Raw genomic sequence first — 21,303 nt, 5'->3', positions numbered from 1 at the left:
CCTCTCCAGATGTTAGCTTTTTATTCAACCCACTACAGTTGACAGAGAGCCTAAATTGTGATAAGTTGAGTTAATTGGATTAAGAACCTCAAAAAAATAAAAAGGAAAGCATCTCATGAAAAGATGTTTTCCTTTTATTGTATAAGTTATAGAATAGAGTTATCCTAAATTCAGCAAGGTTCAAAATGATATTTGATGAATAATGATACTCTACATTTTTACGATTTTATTAGTTATTTTCAACTTGTTCACTATATTTTGGTCTTAGTGTGGTTCCTGAATTGATAATAGTGCGTTTTTGAACTAAAGGCAATTCTGTACGATTATAAACTGTTCTCCAAGGTTCCCAAGCAAGACCTGTTTTTTCTTGAATTTTTACGCGAAGATTGCGAACATTTCCTCTAAATTGTAGTTCAGTTTGGAAACCAGCAGTTCTATTTTTTCCATTATCTTCCCATTCACGAGAGCGGATGCTTTCAATTCCATTTTCGTCATATGTGACTTCGTCCCAGTAAACGTAGTAACGAGCGACATATCCACCCTTATGTTGCAAATTGAGATAGCCATTCTTGTAAGAGGTAATTTTAGTTTCAATATAATCAGTACTGTTTTGGATTGTTGCAACTTGATTATCTCTTAAAAAGGCAGTTTTATAAGAAATAGGGACTGCAGGATTTTGTGTACTAAAATTAGCTCCTTCTTGAATTAATTTCTTGAGATCTTCAGGTGTTCCAGTAACTACTCGAGCAGCGCCATCAGCGTTACCGCCAACAATAACAGCTGTTACAGAAGTATTTTTCAAAACACGAGCCCATTCAGATTCAGGGTTAATAGGCACACCTTTAATGACAGCATTTATAGCTGCTTTAAGTTCTGTACTTGTACTTGTTGTTTCAAATTTAACATACATTTGACGGCCATAAGACATACTAGAAACATAAACAGGAGGTGTTTGTTCATCCAAGCCACGATCTTGTAAATCGTTGACTGTTACATTATCACCAAAGACATCTCCAGGATTTTTTGGTGCATCAAAGTTAGCGGTAAAGTAAATTTGTTTAAAGTCGACAACTTCAATTTGTTTTTCACCTTTTTGTGCAGCTTCAAAGTCAATTTTTAAATCAACCCCAATTTTTTCAAAGTTGCTACCAAATTTTGCTTTTAGTTGATTCATACTATATGCTGAAGTAGAATCGTATTGCATACGAGCAGGTGCAGGATTACTTGATGCATAATTTGCATTCCATCTATTTACCAGAGTGTTAATTCCTTCCTGCATACCACTGACTGTTGTGTTTGCATCAGTATAGCTATCTGATCCAGCCATTCCTGGAAGGTCCACGCTGATTCTACCCTGTTTTCTATCAATACTAACAAGTTGAGGTTTATTTTCTAATAACCCTTGATCTGCTCGGAACAAAGCGCCTAAGAAGATGTCGCTATTACCGTTAATTGAAACATCAGCTGAATTATTAGAAATACTCTTTTTCACTTTTTCAATTACAACAAACTCATTCCCTTGTTGTTTTGAAGATGTATTTGAATAATTTTCGATTGCTTCACCTCTACGAGTTAAAATATCAATTTTATTGTAGTTCAATCCGAAAAGATATTTATTCAAGTCCTTATCTGCCTGATTAGTAGATCTCATGAGGTTTTCCATAACATCTGCTTTTGGTGCTTCAGTTACAGTAGTGGCATCTTTTTCTTCAGGTTTTGAATTGAGGTTTGGAGTATTTTTTTGTTCGTTTACTGTAGGTTCTGTTTTTGGGTTAGAACTACTTGAAATTGGGGTTTCAGTAGCTTTTACAGTATTATTTTGAATAATCGAAGCTGTACTTAATAAAAAAGTTGCAATAACTACACCACAGACACCAATGCTACGTTTTCGGATAGAATAACGAAAACCTTTGTCAAGATTATTTTGAATCATATAAAGCTCCTAGTTTATTATTTCATTTTATCATCTCTTGAATGCGCTTTCTAGGGATAAAAATATTCTAGCAGAAATAAAAATCTTGTGCAATCGTTTTCTGTGAAAATTAGACATATATTTATATATGTCTAATTTGATTTCGAAGATTTTAGCTTTTTAGTGTAATTTTTCTTTACTTGAGAGTTCACTTATGATAATCCCTTCATGCAGCTGATCCGTCATACAATTGAATACATGAAGAATCAGAGAAGCATAGGGGGAGGAGTTCTTGATAATTTATTAACAAGTCGAGAAAATGTCTCTGAAATTATTCGTGTAACCCCATCTTATAAACTAGCTGATCGTGCTAAGATTATCCGACTAAATCAAACCAAGCCTCTTCGTCATGCATACTTTCGAGAGTATAGAAAATTGCAAGAGCTTTGTCTGATGATATTAAACAGAGAAAAGCACGGTTTAGGATACCAAGAGCAAAAAATCCATGGTATTCTTTTTGATGTTGCCTGGCTTTGGGAAGAGTATGTTTATACCTTGTTGCCAAAAGATTTCATTCATCCACGAAATAAGGATAAGACGGACGGTGTTTCTGTATTTTCTGATCGTAAACGAAAAGTTTTCCCAGATTTTTATAACAGAGAACTAAGAACAGTTTTAGATGCTAAATATAAAAAACTAGAATTGACTGAAAAAGGAATTAACCGTGAGGACTTGTTCCAGCTGATTTCTTATTCTTATATTTTAGAAGCTGAGCAGGCTGGTCTTGTTTTTCCAAGCGAGGACAAGGTTGTTGATAATGAGATAGGAAAGCTAGCAGGTTATGGAGCCCAGTTGAAAAAATGGTCTATCCAAATTCCTGGACAAGCCGAAAGTTATGAAGATTTTGTCAGGAGGATTGAGTCCTCTGAAAAAGTCTTTATCGAAAATCTAGGTAAGTGTTTGAAAGGTAAGACAAATACAGGGTGAATGTCTACTTATTATCTAAATCAAGAATTATAAACACGAACATTATTTGTTTTCGGTCATTACAATTGACAAAAAACGGACATTATTGTAAACTTGTTAGAGTAATTGTCTGGAAAAGACGAGACTATTCCTAACTTTAGGAAGGTCTAAACAAGAGAAATGAGAGAAATATGTTAAACGAATTTCCGATCTTTGACTATGAAGATATTCAGCTAATCCCTAACAAGTGTGTTCTTAAAAGTCGTGCAGAGGCTGACACGCAGGTAACTTTAGGGAAGCATACCTTTAAATTACCAGTTGTTCCTTCCAATATGCAAACAATCCTAGATGAAAATGTTGCTGAACAACTTGCTAAGGGTGGCTATTTCTATATTATGCATCGTTTTGATGAAGAAGGACGCATTCCTTTTGTCAAACGTATGCACGATCAGGGTTTGATTGCTTCAATCTCAGTAGGTGTTAAAGACTACGAGTATGATTTTGTGAGTCAATTAAAGGAAGATGCCCCAGAGTACATCACTATTGATATTGCTCATGGTCATGCGGACAGCGTGATTTCAATGATTCAGCACATCAAGAAAGAATTGCCAGAGACTTTTGTAATCGCTGGTAACGTTGGGACTCCCGAGGCAGTTCGTGAACTTGAAAATGCTGGTGCGGATGCGACTAAGGTTGGAATCGGTCCAGGGAAGGTTTGTATCACCAAGGTCAAGACAGGTTTTGGTACTGGTGGTTGGCAGTTAGCGGCCCTTCGCTGGTGTGCTAAAGCTGCGCGTAAACCGATTATTGCCGATGGTGGTATCCGTACACACGGAGATATTGCCAAGTCAATCCGCTTTGGTGCAAGTATGGTTATGATTGGTTCTTTATTTGCAGGCCATATAGAAAGCCCTGGTAAAACTGTCGAAGTCGATGGTAAACAATTTAAAGAATACTATGGTTCCGCTTCAGAATACCAAAAAGGTGCCTATAAGAATGTCGAAGGTAAGAAAATTCTTCTTCCTGCCAAAGGACATTTACAAGATACCCTAACTGAGATGGAACAAGATTTGCAAAGTTCGATTTCTTATGCTGGAGGTCGAAAGGTAGCTGATCTTAGACATGTAGATTATGTGATTGTGAAGAACTCTATCTGGAATGGAGATGCTCACTAAAAATATGATTACTTATTTATGCTGCGAATTGGCGTGGCGTTTCTACAAGGTACCGTAAATACCTAACAATGAGTAAGCTGCAGAGATATAAGGATAGGTGTTGAATCTATTTCTTTGTTTCCCAGAGGCTTACTTGGTAAGTCTCTTTTTATTTCGGAGGTTATTGTGAAATTATTAGAAGAACGAATTTTAAAGGACGGAAACGTTCTTGGTGAGAATATTCTTAAGGTGGATTCTTTCTTGACTCACCAAGTTGATTACAAGTTGATGCGCGAGATTGGTCGCACCTTTGCAGAACATTTTAAAAATGCTGGTATTACCAAAGTCGTAACCATTGAGGCATCTGGAATTGCCCCAGCCCTTTATGTGGCAGAACAGTTAGATGTACCCATGATTTTTGCTAAGAAGGCAAAAAATATTACTATGAATGAAGGAATTTTGACTGCTGAAGTTTATTCTTTCACTAAACAAGTAACTAGTACCGTGTCCATTGCAGGTAAGTTCTTATCTCCTCAAGATAAAGTATTGATTATTGATGATTTCTTGGCTAATGGTCAAGCAGCTAAAGGTTTGATTCAGATCATTGAACAGGCTGGTGCTAGAGTTGAAGCTATCGGAATTGTGATTGAAAAATCTTTCCAAGATGGTCGTGAACTGCTAGAAAAATCAGGTCATCAAGTAGTATCACTCGCGCGATTAGAGCGTTTTGAAAATGGAAAAGTTATCTTCAAGGAGGCAGATATCTAATGAAGCAACAGGAAAACCACTCACAGGCAGCCGTTCTTGGTTTGCAACATTTGTTAGCCATGTACTCAGGTTCAATCCTGGTACCAATCATGATTGCAAGTGCTTTAGGGTATTCAGCTCAACAGTTGACCTACCTTATTTCAACAGATATCTTTATGTGTGGGGTTGCAACTCTTTTACAATTGCAACTCAATAAACATTTTGGTGTCGGTCTGCCTATTGTTCTTGGGGTAGCCTTCCAGTCTGTTGCTCCTCTTATCATGATCGGTCAGAGTCATGGTAGTGGTGCTATGTTTGGAGCTTTGATTGCTTCAGGGATTTATGTCATCTTAATTTCAGGTATCTTCTCTAAGGTTGCCAATCTTTTCCCTGCTATCGTAACTGGTTCTGTTATCACAACTATCGGATTGACCTTGATTCCAGTTGCTATTGGAAATATGGGAAATAATGTTGAAAAACCTACTGGACAAAGTTTAGCTTTGGCAATGATTACAGTTCTCATTATTCTTTTGGTTAATATTTTTACAAAAGGATTTATCAAATCTATTTCAATTTTGATTGGTTTGATTGTAGGTACCATTATCGCTGCAACAATGGGTTTGGTTGATTTCTCACCGGTAGCAGAAGCTCCACTCGTTCATATCCCAACTCCATTTTACTTTGGTGCTCCACAGTTTGAGATTTCATCTATTGTCATGATGTGTATTATCGCTACTGTATCTATGGTAGAATCAACTGGTGTTTATCTTGCCCTTTCTGATATTACCAAGGATCCAATCGATAGCACTCGTCTCCGCAATGGTTATCGTGCTGAAGGTCTTGCTGTCTTACTTGGTGGACTTTTCAATACCTTCCCTTATACAGGATTTTCACAAAACGTAGGCTTGGTGAAACTTTCAGGTATTCGTACTCGTTTGCCAATCTACTATGCAGCTGGTTTCCTTATCTTACTTGGTCTTTTGCCTAAGTTCGGTGCCTTGGCACAGATTATTCCAAGCCCTGTTCTTGGTGGAGCTATGCTCGTCATGTTTGGTTTTGTTTCGCTACAAGGGATGCAAATCTTGGCGCGTGTAGACTTCGAACACAATGAACACAACTTCCTCATTGCAGCAGTTTCTATTTCTGCTGGAGTGGGATTAAACGGAAGCAATCTCTTCAATACTTTACCGACTGAATTACAAATGTTCTTCTCAAATGGTATTGTCATTGCAAGTACAGTAGCCATCGTCTTGAATGCTATTTTGAATCGTAAAAAATAAAAATAAATGAGAAGCGATAGAAATATCCTTCTCATTTTCTTTTTTAGAGCTTGAGTATTGTTTATAGAGTCCTTTTTATGGTAAAATGGTTCTATGAATGAAAGAATGAAAGAGCTCGTTGAACTGCTCAATCGCTATGCGACAGAGTATTATACAAGTGATAATCCATCTGTATCTGATAGTGAGTATGACCGTCTTTATCGTGAATTGGTAGAGTTAGAAAAAGCTCATCCTGACCAAGTTTTACCAGAAAGTCCGACACATCGTGTAGGTGGAAAGATTCTTGATGGGTTTGAGAAATATAGTCATCAGTATCCTCTCTATAGTTTGCAGGATGCTTTTTCACGTGAAGAACTGGATGCCTTTGATGCGCGTGTTCGTAAAGAATTGGATGATGTCACTTATATTTGTGAGTTGAAGATTGATGGTTTATCGATTTCCTTGACTTATGAGCAGGGAATTTTTGTTGCTGGGGCAACTCGAGGTGATGGCTCCATCGGTGAAAACATCACTGAAAATCTTAAACGAGTGAAAGACATTCCTTTATCTTTACCAGAAAAATTAGATATTACTGTTCGTGGTGAATGTTATATGCCGAGAGCTTCTTTTGACCAGGTCAATCAATCTCGTCAAGAAAATGGTGAGCCAGAATTTGCCAATCCGCGAAATGCTGCTGCAGGAACACTTCGTCAGTTAGATACGTCAGTAGTCTCAAAACGAAATTTGGCGACTTTCCTTTACCAAGAAGCTAGTCCTTCCACCAGAGATAGTCAAGAGAAGGTTTTGAAACATTTAGAACAATTAGGCTTTGTTGTCAATCCAAGACGTATATTAGCTCATAGTATGGATGAGGTTTGGGCATTTATTCAAGAAATTGGTCGAGAAAGAGATCAATTGCCTTATGATATCGATGGAGTTGTGATTAAGGTCAATGATCTAGCTGGTCAGGAGCAACTAGGATTTACAGTCAAAGCACCTAAGTGGGCAGTAGCATATAAATTCCCAGCAGAAGAAAAAGAAGCGAAACTTCTTTCTGTTGACTGGACAGTAGGGCGTACAGGAGTTGTGACTCCGACTGCTAATCTTACTCCAGTGCAACTTGCAGGTACAACTGTAAGTCGTGCAACCCTTCATAATGTTGACTATATCGCTGAAAAGGATATCCGTAAGGATGACACAGTCATTGTCTATAAGGCAGGGGATATTATTCCTGCTGTTTTACGCGTGGTGGAATCAAAACGTATATCTGAAGAAAAACTCGACATTCCAACAAACTGTCCAAGTTGTGACAGTAAGCTTTTACATTTTGAAGATGAGGTTGCCCTTCGTTGTATCAATCCACGTTGTCCAGCTCAGATCAAGGAAGGCTTGACGCACTTCGCATCGCGTGATGCTATGAATATTTCTGGTCTTGGTCCATCGATCGTGGAGAAACTATTTGCTGCCGATTTGGTTAAGGATGTTGCAGATATTTATCGTTTGACTGTGGAAGATTTGCTCTTGCTAGATGGTATCAAGGAAAAATCTGCTCAAAAGCTCTACCAGGCTATTCAAGCATCCAAAGAAAATTCTGCTGAAAAACTCTTGTTTGGTTTGGGGATTCGTCATGTAGGAAGTAAGGCAAGTCAGTTGCTTTTACAAAACTTCCACTCAATCGAATCGCTAGCACAAGCCAATCCTGAAGAAATTGCAAATATTGAAAGTTTGGGTAGTGTCATTGCTCAAAGCCTACAGACCTATTTTTCTACAGAGGGTTCTGCAATCCTTTTAAGGGAATTGAAAGAATCAGGTGTTAATCTAGACTACAAAGGACAGAAAGTTGCAGCAAATGCATCCTTGTCTGGTCTAACTGTCGTATTGACAGGAAAGCTAGAGCGTCTTAATCGCTCAGAAGCTAAAAATAAATTAGAAAGTCTAGGAGCCAAGGTTACTGGTAGTGTGTCGAAAAAAACAGACCTTGTTGTAGCAGGAGCAGATGCAGGAAGCAAGCTCCAAAAAGCACAAGAACTGGGAATAGAGATTCGTGATGAAGCTTGGCTTGAGAGTTTGTAAGCTATGAAAGAAGAAAAAAAACGCGCACGTCTCATTTATAATCCGACATCAGGCCAGGAAATTATCAAGCAAAATATCGCAGAAGTCCTAGAAGTGTTAGAGAGCATAGGCTATGAAACCAGTGCTTTCCAAACCAAACCTGAACACCTGTCAGCCCAGAAAGAAGCAGAAAGAGCTGCAAAAGCTGACTTTGATTTGGTTTTGGTAGCTGGTGGCGATGGTACTATCAATGAAGTGGTTAATGGAATTGCACCTCTGGAACATCGTCCAAAGATAGCCATCATTCCTACTGGAACTACCAATGATTATGCAAGAGCATTGAAAATCCCTATGGGGGATCCAGTTGCTGCAGCGAAGATCATTGCTAAAAATGAAACCAAGCAAATTGATATTGGTCGTGCCTTTGGTGATAAGTATTTCATCAATATTGCTGCGGCAGGAGCTCTTACGGAGTTAACTTTTAGTGTTCCGAGTGAACTAAAGACGCGTTTGGGTTATCTGGCCTATGTTGCTAAAGGCATCGAGATGTTCCCAAAATCCAAAGCACGTCCTGTTCGTATTTACCATGATTGGGGAATTTTTACAGGAGAAGTTTCTCTTGTCTTTGTTGCCTTGACCAATTCTATTGGTGGATTTGAGCAATTCGCACCTGATAGCAAGCTGGATGATGGCAATTTTACGCTTATTCTAGTAAAGACAGATAAAATCCTAGATATGTTGAGTCTACTAGTTCAGGCCATAAACGGAGGCCAACACGTATCAGATGTCAATGTTGAATATCTGAAAACTAGTAAACTCCGAATTGAAACTTTGGATCAGGAAGAGCCGTTTATGCTTAATCTTGATGGAGAATACGGTGGTGACATACCAGTAGATTTGGAAGTATGTCATAATCACATTGAGTTTTTTGTGAATTGTGAGGCACTTGATCAAGAAATTATTAGTAACATATAAAATCAAATTTAATTTAGAAATTAGGGAGAACTATGTACAATTATCCTGTACTTATTCATTACCATCGTAAGGATGAAGCCTACGAGGCTTGTAGTTTCAGTAAAAAAACAGTAGATTCAGTAGAGCTTATCAAAGAAGAAGAATATTTTGGTGCCAAATTTTCACTGACTCAATCGAGTGAAGTAGCACTTGAAACCATGACTTTTAGCGTTGAAAAAGACGGTGTCAGCAAAGAATATCCTATTCGATTCAATTACTATCCACTTTTGACAGAGGTTTGGATTTTGGATGGAGACGATACAGTTTATTATTCTGAAAATCCTGCCATTGCAAGTCCACACTATAAGGACCAAAATCCTTTTGCCTTTGACAAGGCAATCAATAGTGCGAGTTTCGACCACCACTGGGGTTATCAAGGAGAGTTGGGATGTCAAGTTTCTGAAAATGAAACAAGTTTTAGCCTATGGGCACCAACAGCTACAGCTGTCCAAGTAGTAGTCTATGAATCAGCGAGTAACGATGCTCCTATCCTTAAAACCTTTGAAATGGAGCGAGGAAATAGTTATTCCTATAGCCACAAGTATAATACAATTGGTGTTTGGAGTTTATCCGTTCCAGAAAGCTTAGCAGGTCGTGCTTACCACTACCAAATTGACTTTCCTCATCACCAGTCATTAACTCGTGATCCATATACAATAGCGACAAGTCCTGATGGAAAACGTTCAGCCATTGTCTCAAATCAAGATCGTCAGGTCGAAGGTTTTGAGGTTAAGCATGGTACAGAAGCAACTTGGCGTTTGGAAAATCCTTGCCAGGCAGTTGTGTATGAAATGCATATCCGTGATTTGACTAAGTCTGAAACATCTGGTGTTGCGCCAGAATTAAGAGGAACCTTCTTAGGTGCAGCGCAAACTGGAACAGTTAACCAATATGGTCAATTGACTGCGTTTGATTACATCAAAGAACTTGGTGTCAACTATGTTCAGTTGCAACCAATTGCTGACCGTCATAAAGAATACGATGCTGATGGAAATGTAACTTATAACTGGGGATATGATCCACAAAACTACAATGCTCCAGAAACTAGCATGTCTACAAATCCAAATGATCCAGGTCAAGCTATCCGTGATTTGAAAGCCATGGTCCAAGCTTATCACGATGCTGGTATCGGCGTTATTATGGATGTTGTATACAATCATACCTTCTCAACCGTTGATGCACCATTTCAAACAACGGTTCCTGATTATTATTATCGAATGAACCATGATGGAACCTACCAAAATGGAACAGGAGTCGGTAACGAAACTGCCAGTGAGCATGAAATGTTCCGTAAATATATGATTGATTCTCTTCTCTACTGGGTAAAAGAATTCAATATTGACGGTTTCCGCTTTGATTTGATGGGAATACATGACGTCAAAACCATGCAAATGATTCGTTGGGCTATGGACGAAGTCGATCCGAAAATCATCCTGTATGGAGAAGGTTGGGATATGGGAACAGGTCTTGCTCCTTATGACAAGTCTAAGAAAGACAATGCCTACCAATTGCCAAACATTGGATTCTTTAATGATAATCAACGTGATGCGGTCAAAGGTTGTGAAGTCTATGGCTCTATCAAATCTGGCTTCGTCAGTGGAGCAGGTACTGAGCCGATTGTCGCAAAGGCTATCCTTGGAAGCCGAGAGCTTGGTTCATACCTTAGTCCAAACCAAGTCTTGAACTATGTAGAAGCCCACGATAACTACAATTTACATGATTTACTTAAAACCCTTCATCCGATGGAGAGTGATAAATGCATCATGAAGAAAGTAGAAACAGCAACGGCTATGAACCTCCTCATGCAAGGGATGGCCTTCATGGAACTGGGGCAAGAATTTGGCCGTACTAAACTCGTAGCTACAGGCGAAAATGGAGAATTGACTCACGCAGATCGTGAGCGAGCAATGAACAGTTACAATGCTCCTGATAGCGTCAACCAAGTCAACTGGAATTTGATCAATGAGCGTCAAGATAGTATCGAGTTTGTTCGTCAGATTATCCGACTTAAAACACAAACCAGTGCCTTTTCCTACCCTACTTATGAAGAAGTCTACCGTCATGTCTTTGTTCACACAGCCATTGAAAATAGTGGTTGGATTGTCTACGAGATTCATGGTGGCGAAGAGCACTTCTTGGTTGTATTCAATGCCAAAGGAGCTTCATATTACTATGAAAATGCAGGAAATCTTGAAATGCTAGTTACAAATAGCCGTTCTAACCAAGAAAATGTTATTGACGACGTCAGTGTGGCAGTTATGAATGTTTTATCCTAAAAAATAACCTAAAACTCAAGATTTATGCTTGAGTTTTTTAATATTTCTAGACATAAAAATAAAAATGGAACAATTACTAAAAATAGTTGAAAATTTCAGAAAATTTGGTAAAATTATATAAAAAGAGTTATCTACGAATATTATGTTATCAAAATCTAAAAATGTTCAGTTTTTAAGTAAGTTGTTTTATATATAGATAATGAGAGTTATTTTTGTAACAGTAGCTAATAGAAAATTCCATCGCTTATCATCATTTATGAAAATTTTAGAAATGTTAAGATAACTATATGAAGATTTTCGAAAAAAATTTTAGTAGAATTCGGAAATTAGTTGAAAGTTTTCTTAAAAGATAGTATAATAAAGACATAGAAAACGCTTACAATAAAAGGGGGATTCAATGGATAAATTTGAGGCTTTAAGAACTTTTACTAGTGGCGAAAATTTTCATCTTCAGCACTATTTGGGAGCGCATCGTGACGAAAGAGACGGTGAGTATGGTTATACATTCCGTGTCTGGGCGCCAAATGCGCAGGCTGTCCATCTAGTTGGTGATTTTACTAACTGGCTTGAAAATCAAATCCCCATGGTTCGTAATGAATCTGGAGTTTGGGAAGTTTTTACAACTTTAGCTCAAGAGGGGCATATTTATAAATATCATATTACTCGTGCTAATGGTCATCAGCTTATGAAGATTGATCCTTTGGCAGTACGCTATGAAGCTCGTCCGGGAACAGGAGCTGTTTTAACAGAAATACCTGAGAAAAAATGGAAGGACGGTCTCTGGTTAGCTCGTAGAAAACGTTGGAGATTTTTCGAAAGACCGGTCAATATCTATGAGGCGCATGCAGGATCTTGGAAGAGAAATCCTGATGGGACACCTTATAGCTTTGCTCAACTTAAAGAAGAGCTCATCCCCTATCTTGTTGAGATGAACTATACTCACATCGAGTTTATGCCTTTGATGTCTCATCCTCTTGGATTGAGTTGGGGCTATCAGCTCATGGGTTACTTCGCTTTAGAGCATGCTTATGGTCGTCCAGAAGAGTTTCAAGACTTCGTTGAAGAGTGTCACATCAACAATATCGGTGTAATTGTGGATTGGGTGCCAGGTCACTTTACCATCAATGATGATGCTTTGGCATACTATGATGGCACACCAACTTTTGAATACCAAGATCATAATAAGGCTAACAACTATGGTTGGGGAGCGCTTAACTTCGACCTTGGAAAAAATGAAGTCCAATCTTTCTTGATTTCTAGCATTAAGTTCTGGATTGATTTCTATCACCTAGATGGTATTCGTGTAGACGCTGTAAGTAATATTCTCTATCTAGATTATGACAATGCTCCATGGACCCCAAATAAAGACGGTGGCAATCTCAACTATGAAGGCTATTATTTCCTACAACGTTTGAACGATGTGATTAAACTTGCTCATCCGGATGTTATGATGATTGCAGAAGAGTCTTCTTCAGGTACCAAGATTACTGGCATGAAGGAAATGGGTGGACTTGGATTTGACTACAAGTGGAACATGGGTTGGATGAATGATATCTTACGTTTCTACGAAGAAGATCCCATTTATCGCAAGTATGACTTTAATCTTGTGACCTTCAGCTTCATGTATGTCTTTAATGAAAATTATCTCCTACCATTCTCACATGATGAGGTTGTCCACGGTAAGAAGAGTATGATGCATAAGATGTGGGGTGATCGTTACAATCAATTTGCTGGTTTGAGAAACCTTTACACTTATCAAATTTGTCACCCTGGTAAGAAATTACTCTTCATGGGTAGTGAGTTTGGTCAATTCCTAGAGTGGAAATCCGAAGAGCAATTGGAGTGGTCTAACCTAGAAGATCCGATGAATGCCAAGATGAAATACTTTACATCACAGTTGAATCAGCTTTATAAAGATCACCGTTGTCTTTGGGAAATTGATACAAGTTATGATGGTATTGAAATCATTGATGCGGATAATAGAGATCAGAGTGTTCTTTCCTTTATCCGTAAGGGCAAGAAAGGCGAGATGCTAGTCTGTATCTTCAATATGGCACCAGTTGAACGTCCTGATTTTACAATTGGTCTTCCAGTTGCAGGGATTTATGAAGAAATTTGGAATACAGAGTTAGAACAATGGGGTGGTGTGTGGAAAGAGCATAACCAAACAGTTCAAACTCAAGAAGGATTGTGGAAGGATTATGAGCAGACTTTGACATTTACCTTGCCAGCTATGGGAGCAAGTATTTGGAAAATCAAACGTCGCATAAAACCTACTAAGAAAGTCGCTAATAAAACTCAAAAAGGAGTAGAAAATGAAGAATGAAATGCTAGCTTTAATCCTTGCCGGTGGGCAAGGAACTCGTCTCGGTAAACTCACTCAAAACATTGCTAAACCTGCCGTGCAATTTGGTGGGCGCTACCGTATCATTGACTTCGCTCTTTCAAACTGTGCCAACTCTGGTATCCATAATGTTGGGGTTATCACACAGTATCAACCACTAGCTCTCAATAGCCACATTGGTAATGGTTCTAGTTGGGGTCTAGATGGTATTGACACCGGAGTTTCTATCCTTCAACCCTACTCTGCAAGTGAGGGGAACCGTTGGTTTGAAGGTACAAGTCATGCCATTTACCAAAACATCGACTATATCGACAGCATCAATCCTGAGTATGTTTTGATCCTTTCAGGTGACCATATCTACAAGATGGACTATGATGATATGCTCCAATCACACAAGGACAATAATGCCAGCTTGACAGTTGCTGTCTTGGATGTACCACTAAAAGAAGCTAGCCGTTTTGGTATTATGAACACAGATGCTAATAATCGTATTGTCGAATTTGAAGAAAAACCAGCTGAACCAAAATCAACTAAGGCATCAATGGGTATTTATATCTTTGATTGGAAACGACTTCGCAATATGCTAGTTACAGCTGAAAAGGCTAATATTGATATGTCAGATTTTGGTAAAAACGTTATTCCAAACTATCTTGAAACTGGTGAAAGTGTCTATGCTTATGAATTCAATGGATACTGGAAGGACGTTGGTACTATCGAATCACTCTGGGAAGCAAATATGGAATACATCTCTCCAGAAAATGCTCTAGATAGCCGTAACCGTCAATGGAAAATTTATTCTCGTAACCTTATCGCTCCACCAAACTTCCTTGGAGAATTCGCTCAGGTAGAAGACTCTCTTGTAGTGGACGGCTGTTACGTAAATGGTACAGTGAAACACTCTATTCTTTCTACAACTGCTCAAGTTCGTAAGGGAGCAGAAGTTGTTGATTCTGTCATCATGAGTGGAGCAGTTATCGGTAGAGGTGCTAAAATTACACGTGCAATCATCGGTGAAGGTGCAATTATTGCCGATGGTGTTGAAATTGATGGTACAGAAGAAGTACAAGTAGTCGGATATAACGAAGTAGTGGGGGTAGCAACAGATGAAGATTGATAAATATTCAGCCATTTTAGGAAATACCGTTGGTTTCCATGATATGTCAACCTTGACAAGTAACCGTCCAGTGGCAAGTTTGCCATTTGGAGGAAAGTATCGTTTGATTGACTTCTCACTTTCAAGTTTAGCAAATGCTGGGGTTCGTAGTATCTTTGGAATTTTCCAACAAGATAACATCAGCTCTGTATTTGACCATATTCGTTCAGGACGTGAGTGGGGCTTGAATACGTTGCTTAGCCACTACTATCTTGGAATCTACAATACTCGTGTAGAAAGCAGCACTGTTGGTAAAGAGTACTACCAACAACTTTTGACTTACCTAAAACGTTCAGGTTCAGACCAAACCGTTTCCTTGAACTGTGATGTTTTAGTGAATATCGATCTCAATCAAGTTTTCCATTTGCATAATACAACAAAATCACCGATTACAGTAGTTTATAAGAAATTACCTAAGAAAGATATTTCAGAAGTAAATGCTATCCTTGATATTGATGAAACTGACCATGTAGTTTCCCATAAACTTTTTGATAAAAAATCAGACCAAGATTTCTACAATATGTCAACAGATATCTTTGTTGTAGACACTCAATGGTTGATTAAACGTTTGGAAGAAGAAGCTCAAAAAGAATATCCAGAAAAATTACGTTATGTTCTTCGTGATTTAGCAGCAAAAGAAGGTGCTTTTGCATATGAATACACAGGATACCTAGCCAATATTCATTCAGTAGAAACATATTACCAAGCTAATTTAGATATGCTTGATCAGCATAAATTCTACTCTTTGTTCTCGCCAAATCAAAAGATTCATACTAAAGTTAAAAACGAAGAACCTACCTACTACGCATCTGGTTCAAAAGTGAACACCTCTCAATTTGCTTCTGGTAGTATCATTGAAGGTGAAGTGGATAAATCTATTATTTCGCGTAATGTTCGTATCAATAAAGACAGCTTGGTTAAAGAGTCTCTTATCTTCCCTCGTGTTGTCGTTGGAAAAGGTGCACAAGTTGAGTATGCAATTGTAGATAAAGGAGCTGAAATAGCCGAGGGAGTTGTTATTCGAGGTACAGCAGAAAACCCTGTTGTCATCAAAAAAGGTGAAAAAGTAACAGAGGACATTCTTTCATGAAAATTTTATTTGTAGCAGCAGAGGGCGCTCCCTTTTCAAAAACAGGTGGATTGGGAGACGTTATCGGAGCACTTCCAAAATCATTAGTAAAAGCTGGGCATGAGGTTGCTGTTATCTTACCTTACTATGACATGGTAGAAGCCAAGTTTGGTGATCAGATTGAAGATGTCCTTCAATTCGAAGTCTATGTTGGTTGGCGGAGACAATTTTGTGGAATTAAGAAAACAGTTCTAAATGGTGTTACCTTCTACTTCATTGACAATCAATATTATTTCTTCCGTGGACATGTTTATGGAGACTTCGATGATGGTGAACGCTTTGCCTTCTTCCAACTTGCTGCCCTTGAAGCTATGGAGCGTATTGGATTCATACCTGACGTCCTCCATGCTCATGATTACCATACAGCAATGATTCCGTTCTTGTTAAAAGAAAAATACAGATGGATTCAAGCTTACCAAGGAATCAAGACTGTTTTGACCATTCATAACTTGGAATTTCAGGGTCAATTCTCTGAAAGCATGCTTTGGGACTTGTTCAGGGTTGGATTTGAGCGCTATGCTGATGGAACAGTTCGTTGGAATGATTGTCTTAACTGGATGAAGGCAGGTATTCTCTATGCAGATCGTGTATCAACCGTGTCACCGAGCTATGCTTATGAGATCATGACTACAGAATTTGGTTGCGGTATTGATCAGATTCTTCGTATGGAATCTGGTAAGGTTTCTGGTATTGTTAATGGTATTGATACTGATTTATACAATCCAGAGACGGATGCTTTACTCGAGTATCATTTTAATAAAACTGATTTGTCAGGAAAAGCTCAAAATAAAGCGAAACTTCAAGAAAGAGTTGGTCTTCCAGTACGTCAAGATGTTCCAATGATTGGTATCGTGTCACGTTTGACTCGTCAGAAGGGCTTTGATGTGGTGGTTGAAAGCCTGCATCGTATGCTTCAAGAGGATATTCAAATTGTTCTCTTGGGTACTGGAGATCCAGGATTTGAACAAGCCTTCTCTTGGTTTAGTCAAGTATTCCCAGAAAAACTTTCTGCCAATATTACTTTCGATGTGAAATTAGCTCAAGAGATTTATGCAGCGTGTGATATTTTCCTCATGCCGAGTCGCTTTGAACCGTGTGGACTTTCACAAATGATGGCCATGAGATATGGTACGCTTCCTTTAGTAAACGAGGTGGGTGGACTTAGAGATACTGTTCAAGCCTTTAATCCAATTGAAGGAACAGGTACAGGCTTTAGCTTTAACAACCTAACTCCATACTGGCTCAACTGGGCATTGCAAACTGCTTTGGACGTTTATCATAACCATCCTGACGTATGGAAAAACATGCAAGTTCAGGCTATGGAATGTGATTTCTCTTGGGATACAGCTTGCAAGTCATATCTTGATTTGTATCATAGCTTAGCAAACTAAATAGTTAAAATCGTATGATACCTTCATACGATTTTTTGAGATTATGAAAGTAAGGCAATTATATGAAAAAAATTAAAGGACTCTGTGTACTGGATGTTGATGGGACACTGATAGAAGAGGAAGTTATTGATTTGTTGGGGAAAGAAGCAGAGTGTGAAGAAGAAGTAGCCCTACTGACTGCCCAAGCTATGAGGGGAGAACTAGATTTTGAAGAAAGCCTGAGAAAACGTGTTTCCCTTCTAAAAGGACTTTCTATAGATACTTTTGATAAGATTTATCATGAACTACACCTTAGTAAAAATGCTGCGCAATTTATTAACACTCTGCAAAAAAATCAGATAGAAGTGGGTTTAGTTTCGGGTGGATTTACACCTGTGGTTGAAAGAATAGCAAAAGATTTAGGGATTTCATTATTTTCTGCTAATCAACTGGAAATCAGAGATGGTCATTTAACTGGAAATCTTGTTGGTCCTATTATAAGCAGAGAAGTTAAAAAAGAAACCCTAATAAGATGGGCTGATGAATTAGAGGTACCAATTGATAGAACAATTGCTATTGGAGATGGAGCTAATGATTTAGCAATGTTGAAGAGAGCTGGAATCGGCATTGGCTTCTGTGCCAAAGAAATCGTGAAAGAGGAAATTCCCCTTCAAATTGAAGAAAGAGATTTAACAAAAGTATTGAATCTGATAGATTTCCTTTGATGAGAAAGATGAGTGTATGAAAATTGTAATAGCACCTGACTCTTTTAAGGAGAGTCTCCCTGCAAGTGAAGTAGCTAAAGCTATTAAACGAGGCCTTAAAAAGGCTCTACCTGAATCGAAATGTTTTCTCTTACCTGTTGGCGATGGAGGGGAAGGAACAGTGGATGCCATTAAAAATTCACTTGGTCTTGTAGAAAAAACTGCTTTAGTGACAGGTCCCTTTGGAGATGAGGTTCAAATGACTTATGTTCAAAAAGGAGAACTTGCTCTTTTCGAGGTGGCTGATTTAGTTGGGCTTGCTAAAATTCCTATTGAAAAACGAAATCCCCTGAAGATTCAAACAAAGGGAATTGGTCAACTGATCCTATATTTACTCGAACAAGGAATGAAAGAGATCTATATAGGAGTTGGTGGGACATCCAGTAACGATGGCGGTATTGGAATTGCCTCAGGACTTGGTTACCAGTTCTATGACAAAAATGGAGATGAACTTCTAGCTATTGGTCAGTCTTTGTTTGAAATTACTGATATCTCAAAGGAGAAAGTTATATCTATTCCTTCTGATGTACGAATTAAAATCTTGGCAGATGTTACCAATCCACTCTGTGGAATTAACGGTGCTACCTATACATTTGGGAAGCAAAAAGGGTTGGAACCAGCTAAATTCCAAGACGTTGATATTGCTATTGAAAACTTTTACCGCAAAGTTGCACCTGAAATGTTAAAATTGGATGGTGCTGGAGCAGGTGGTGGCATTGCGGCTGGTTTGTGTGCCTTTGCAGGAGCAGAGATTGTATCTGGTATTCAAACCTGTTTAGATTTAATAAACTTCGATGAACAGGTTGCAGATGCAGATCTAGTTATTGTCGGTGAAGGTAGGTTAGATTCTCAAAGTTTATCTGGTAAGGCTCCAATCGGAGTAGCAAAAAGAACACCAAATGGTGTTCCAGTTATTGCTATTTGTGGGAGTCTGTCAGAGGATTTACCGCCCTTGCCATATGAAAATCTCGTTGCTGCCTTTTCAATACTAGAAAAAAGCGAACCGCTTGAGGATAGTCTAAAAAATGCAGCTATCTATTTAGAAGATACAGCTGCAAACATTGGTCAAATTTTAGCTTTGAAGAAAAATTAACCAAACCACTTTTTCCAAAGAGAAGTAGGAGCTTTTTTCATCTCTTTTTCCTGCCATAAGTCTGAAAAGGCCTTTCTGAGGTCTTTTTCACTTGTTTGAATAGGGGCATCGCTATGGATAACTAGGCCAAAAGGAGAAGAGTTATGATCTTCAGAAACGATGGTCGCTTGGCAGTCAGCATCTTTGGATTGTTTTAGATAAAAAACTTGTTTATCAAACTCTACCTGAGGAGAAATTTTGACAAATAGAGGTTGAGTCTCTTTTTTAAAGGTTTCTATAATTGTTAAAAATCCATTTTTAAATTTATCATCATCAGCTGTTTCAAGGTCCGCGTAGCCAAGGACACGTTCCTCAAATGTTCCGAGAAAACGTCTTTGTTCATCAGGATTTAGTTTAAGACCACCATTGGCCTTTTCTAGGATTTGTTTAGATAGATCAGTCATAAAAATAGTATATCATAAAATAAAGGAGAAAACAGATGAAAGAAAGCGATTACTTTATAAACTTAAGGAAAATTTGCACAAAGATAACGTTTTTCCTTGAAAAAGGTGTCTTTTTAAGGTATCATAGAGGTGTAAAAAATTTAACTCAATAAGGAGAGTAAAAAATGTCAATTATTACTGATGTTTACGCTCGCGAAGTCCTAGACTCACGCGGTAACCCAACACTTGAAGTAGAAGTTTACACTGAATCAGGTGCTTTCGGACGTGGTATGGTTCCATCTGGAGCTTCTACTGGTGAACACGAAGCAGTTGAACTTCGTGATGGTGACAAATCTCGTTACGGTGGTCTTGGTACACAAAAAGCTGTTGACAACGTAAACAACATCATCGCTGAAGCAATCATCGGCTACGATGTACGTGACCAACAAGCTATCGACCGTGCTATGATCGCACTTGACGGAACTCCTAACAAAGGTAAATTGGGTGCTAACGCAATCCTTGGTGTGTCTATCGCTGTAGCTCGTGCTGCTGCTGACTACCTTGAAATCCCACTTTACAGCTACCTTGGTGGATTCAACACTAAAGTTCTTCCAACTCCTATGATGAACATCATCAACGGTGGATCTCACTCAGATGCTCCAATCGCTTTCCAAGAATTCATGATCGTACCTGCTGGTGCACCAACATTCAAAGAAGCTCTTCGTTGGGGTGCTGAAATCTTCCACGCTCTTAAGAAAATCCTTAAATCTCGTGGTCTTGAAACAGCCGTAGGTGACGAAGGTGGATTCGCTCCTCGTTTCGAAGGAACTGAAGACGGTGTTGAAACTATCCTTGCTGCTATCGAAGCTGCTGGTTATGTTCCAGGTAAAGACGTATTTATCGGATTTGACTGTGCATCATCAGAATTCTACGATAAAGAACGTAAAGTTTACGACTACACTAAATTCGAAGGTGAAGGAGCAGCTGTTCGTACTTCTGCAGAACAAATCGACTACCTTGAAGAATTGGTAAACAAATACCCAATCATCACTATCGAAGATGGTATGGACGAAAACGACTGGGATGGATGGAAAGCTCTTACTGAACGTCTTGGTGGTAAAGTTCAATTGGTTGGTGACGACTTCTTCGTAACAAACACTGCTTACCTTGAAAGAGGTATCGCTGAAGGCGCTGCTAACTCAATCCTTATCAAAGTTAACCAAATCGGTACTCTTACTGAAACATTCGACGCTATCGAAATGGCTAAAGAAGCTGGTTACACTGCAGTTGTATCACACCGTTCAGGTGAAACTGAAGATTCAACAATCGCTGACATCGCAGTTGCAACAAACGCAGGACAAATCAAGACTGGTTCACTTTCACGTACAGACCGTATCGCTAAATACAACCAATTGCTTCGTATCGAAGATCAACTTGGTGAAGTAGCTGAATACCGTGGATTGAAATCATTCTACAACCTTAAAAAATAAAATAGTTCAGTGAACTATTTTATCCCGAACCTTGAAACTCAAAAGTTCGGCTCTTGATTAAACAAGATTTAAGCCCCTCGGATTTTATCCGAAGGGCTTTTGTATATTATAAGACAAGGTCAAAGAAATCCAGTCTTGTTTTCGTATTCTAGAGGTGA

The 21,303-nt window shown here is 38.6% G+C and carries 15 protein-coding genes, 1 pseudogene and 1 riboswitch; of the genes and pseudogenes, 14 read left to right on the top strand and 2 right to left on the bottom strand.

All coding sequences use genetic code 11. The annotated features are described in order from the left end of the window. Window positions 1-229: 229 nt before the first annotated feature. Window positions 230-1,933: a thiol-activated cytolysin family protein gene (locus RQ973_RS03415; RefSeq protein ID WP_311522743.1), complete on the bottom strand. Its 1,704-nt coding sequence runs from the start codon at window positions 1,931-1,933 to the stop codon at window positions 230-232. A gap of 183 nt (window positions 1,934-2,116) precedes the next feature. Between RQ973_RS03415 and RQ973_RS03410 the strand changes: the two are divergent. The 13 genes and pseudogenes from RQ973_RS03410 to RQ973_RS03350 all read left to right on the top strand — a co-directional run. Next, window positions 2,117-2,899 (top strand): annotated as a pseudogene (locus RQ973_RS03410) (3-isopropylmalate dehydrogenase); the annotation flags it as partial. A 170-nt stretch (window positions 2,900-3,069) separates the two neighbouring features. Continuing rightward, window positions 3,070-4,053, top strand: a complete 984-nt coding sequence (gene guaC, locus RQ973_RS03405) for a GMP reductase (RefSeq protein ID WP_153225767.1) — start codon at window positions 3,070-3,072, stop codon at window positions 4,051-4,053. Further along, a riboswitch (purine riboswitch) is annotated at window positions 4,046-4,142 on the top strand. It overlaps the preceding gene by 8 nt. 76 nt (window positions 4,143-4,218) lie before the next feature. Continuing rightward, window positions 4,219-4,800: a xanthine phosphoribosyltransferase gene (locus RQ973_RS03400; RefSeq protein WP_311522742.1), complete on the top strand. Its 582-nt coding sequence runs from the start codon at window positions 4,219-4,221 to the stop codon at window positions 4,798-4,800. After that, complete coding sequence (locus RQ973_RS03395; RefSeq protein ID WP_153225769.1) at window positions 4,800-6,059, top strand: nucleobase:cation symporter-2 family protein; 1,260 nt, start codon at window positions 4,800-4,802, stop codon at window positions 6,057-6,059. The genes RQ973_RS03400 and RQ973_RS03395 overlap by 1 nt, the downstream gene beginning before the upstream one ends. A gap of 93 nt (window positions 6,060-6,152) precedes the next feature. Continuing rightward, window positions 6,153-8,111 carry an NAD-dependent DNA ligase LigA gene (gene ligA, locus RQ973_RS03390; protein ID WP_311522741.1) on the top strand — a complete coding sequence of 653 codons (1,959 nt, stop codon included), beginning with the start codon at window positions 6,153-6,155 and terminating at the stop codon, window positions 8,109-8,111. 3 nt (window positions 8,112-8,114) lie between these two features. After that, window positions 8,115-9,065, top strand: a complete 951-nt coding sequence (locus tag RQ973_RS03385) for a diacylglycerol kinase family lipid kinase (protein WP_075231602.1) — start codon at window positions 8,115-8,117, stop codon at window positions 9,063-9,065. A gap of 32 nt (window positions 9,066-9,097) precedes the next feature. Continuing rightward, entirely contained in the window at window positions 9,098-11,380 is a 2,283-nt protein-coding gene (gene pulA / locus RQ973_RS03380) for a type I pullulanase (protein ID WP_075231601.1), read from the top strand. Between the two features lie 397 nt (window positions 11,381-11,777). Further along, window positions 11,778-13,706: a 1,4-alpha-glucan branching protein GlgB gene (gene glgB, locus RQ973_RS03375; RefSeq protein ID WP_075231600.1), complete on the top strand. Its 1,929-nt coding sequence runs from the start codon at window positions 11,778-11,780 to the stop codon at window positions 13,704-13,706. Beyond that, complete coding sequence (locus RQ973_RS03370) at window positions 13,696-14,838, top strand: glucose-1-phosphate adenylyltransferase (RefSeq protein ID WP_075231599.1); 1,143 nt, start codon at window positions 13,696-13,698, stop codon at window positions 14,836-14,838. Before glgB ends, RQ973_RS03370 begins: the two co-directional genes overlap by 11 nt. Continuing rightward, on the top strand, window positions 14,828-15,967 hold the full coding sequence (gene glgD, locus RQ973_RS03365; protein ID WP_311522740.1) for a glucose-1-phosphate adenylyltransferase subunit GlgD: 1,140 nt from the start codon (window positions 14,828-14,830) through the stop codon (window positions 15,965-15,967). The genes RQ973_RS03370 and glgD overlap by 11 nt, the downstream gene beginning before the upstream one ends. Beyond that, complete coding sequence (gene glgA / locus RQ973_RS03360; protein WP_075231597.1) at window positions 15,964-17,397, top strand: glycogen synthase GlgA; 1,434 nt, start codon at window positions 15,964-15,966, stop codon at window positions 17,395-17,397. Before glgD ends, glgA begins: the two co-directional genes overlap by 4 nt. Window positions 17,398-17,459: 62 nt before the next feature. After that, complete coding sequence (gene serB / locus RQ973_RS03355; RefSeq protein ID WP_281334890.1) at window positions 17,460-18,101, top strand: phosphoserine phosphatase SerB; 642 nt, start codon at window positions 17,460-17,462, stop codon at window positions 18,099-18,101. Window positions 18,102-18,117: 16 nt separating this feature from the next. After that, complete coding sequence (locus RQ973_RS03350; protein WP_311522739.1) at window positions 18,118-19,233, top strand: glycerate kinase; 1,116 nt, start codon at window positions 18,118-18,120, stop codon at window positions 19,231-19,233. Here the strand turns inward: RQ973_RS03350 and RQ973_RS03345 are convergent. Next, window positions 19,230-19,676, bottom strand: a complete 447-nt coding sequence (locus RQ973_RS03345; protein ID WP_311522738.1) for a DUF1694 domain-containing protein — start codon at window positions 19,674-19,676, stop codon at window positions 19,230-19,232. The genes RQ973_RS03350 and RQ973_RS03345 overlap by 4 nt on opposite strands. 164 nt (window positions 19,677-19,840) lie before the next feature. Here RQ973_RS03345 and eno point away from each other — a divergent pair, with 164 nt between their 5' ends. Further along, window positions 19,841-21,145 carry a surface-displayed alpha-enolase gene (eno, locus tag RQ973_RS03340; RefSeq protein WP_000022825.1) on the top strand — a complete coding sequence of 435 codons (1,305 nt, stop codon included), beginning with the start codon at window positions 19,841-19,843 and terminating at the stop codon, window positions 21,143-21,145. The last annotated feature ends 158 nt before the right edge of the window (window positions 21,146-21,303 follow it).

The sequence above is a fragment of the uncultured Streptococcus sp. genome (assembly GCF_963511325.1).
Taxonomy (GTDB): domain Bacteria; phylum Bacillota; class Bacilli; order Lactobacillales; family Streptococcaceae; genus Streptococcus.
The sequence above is the reverse complement of the archived record's forward strand: the minus strand, read 5'-3'. Positions and strand labels throughout refer to the sequence as shown.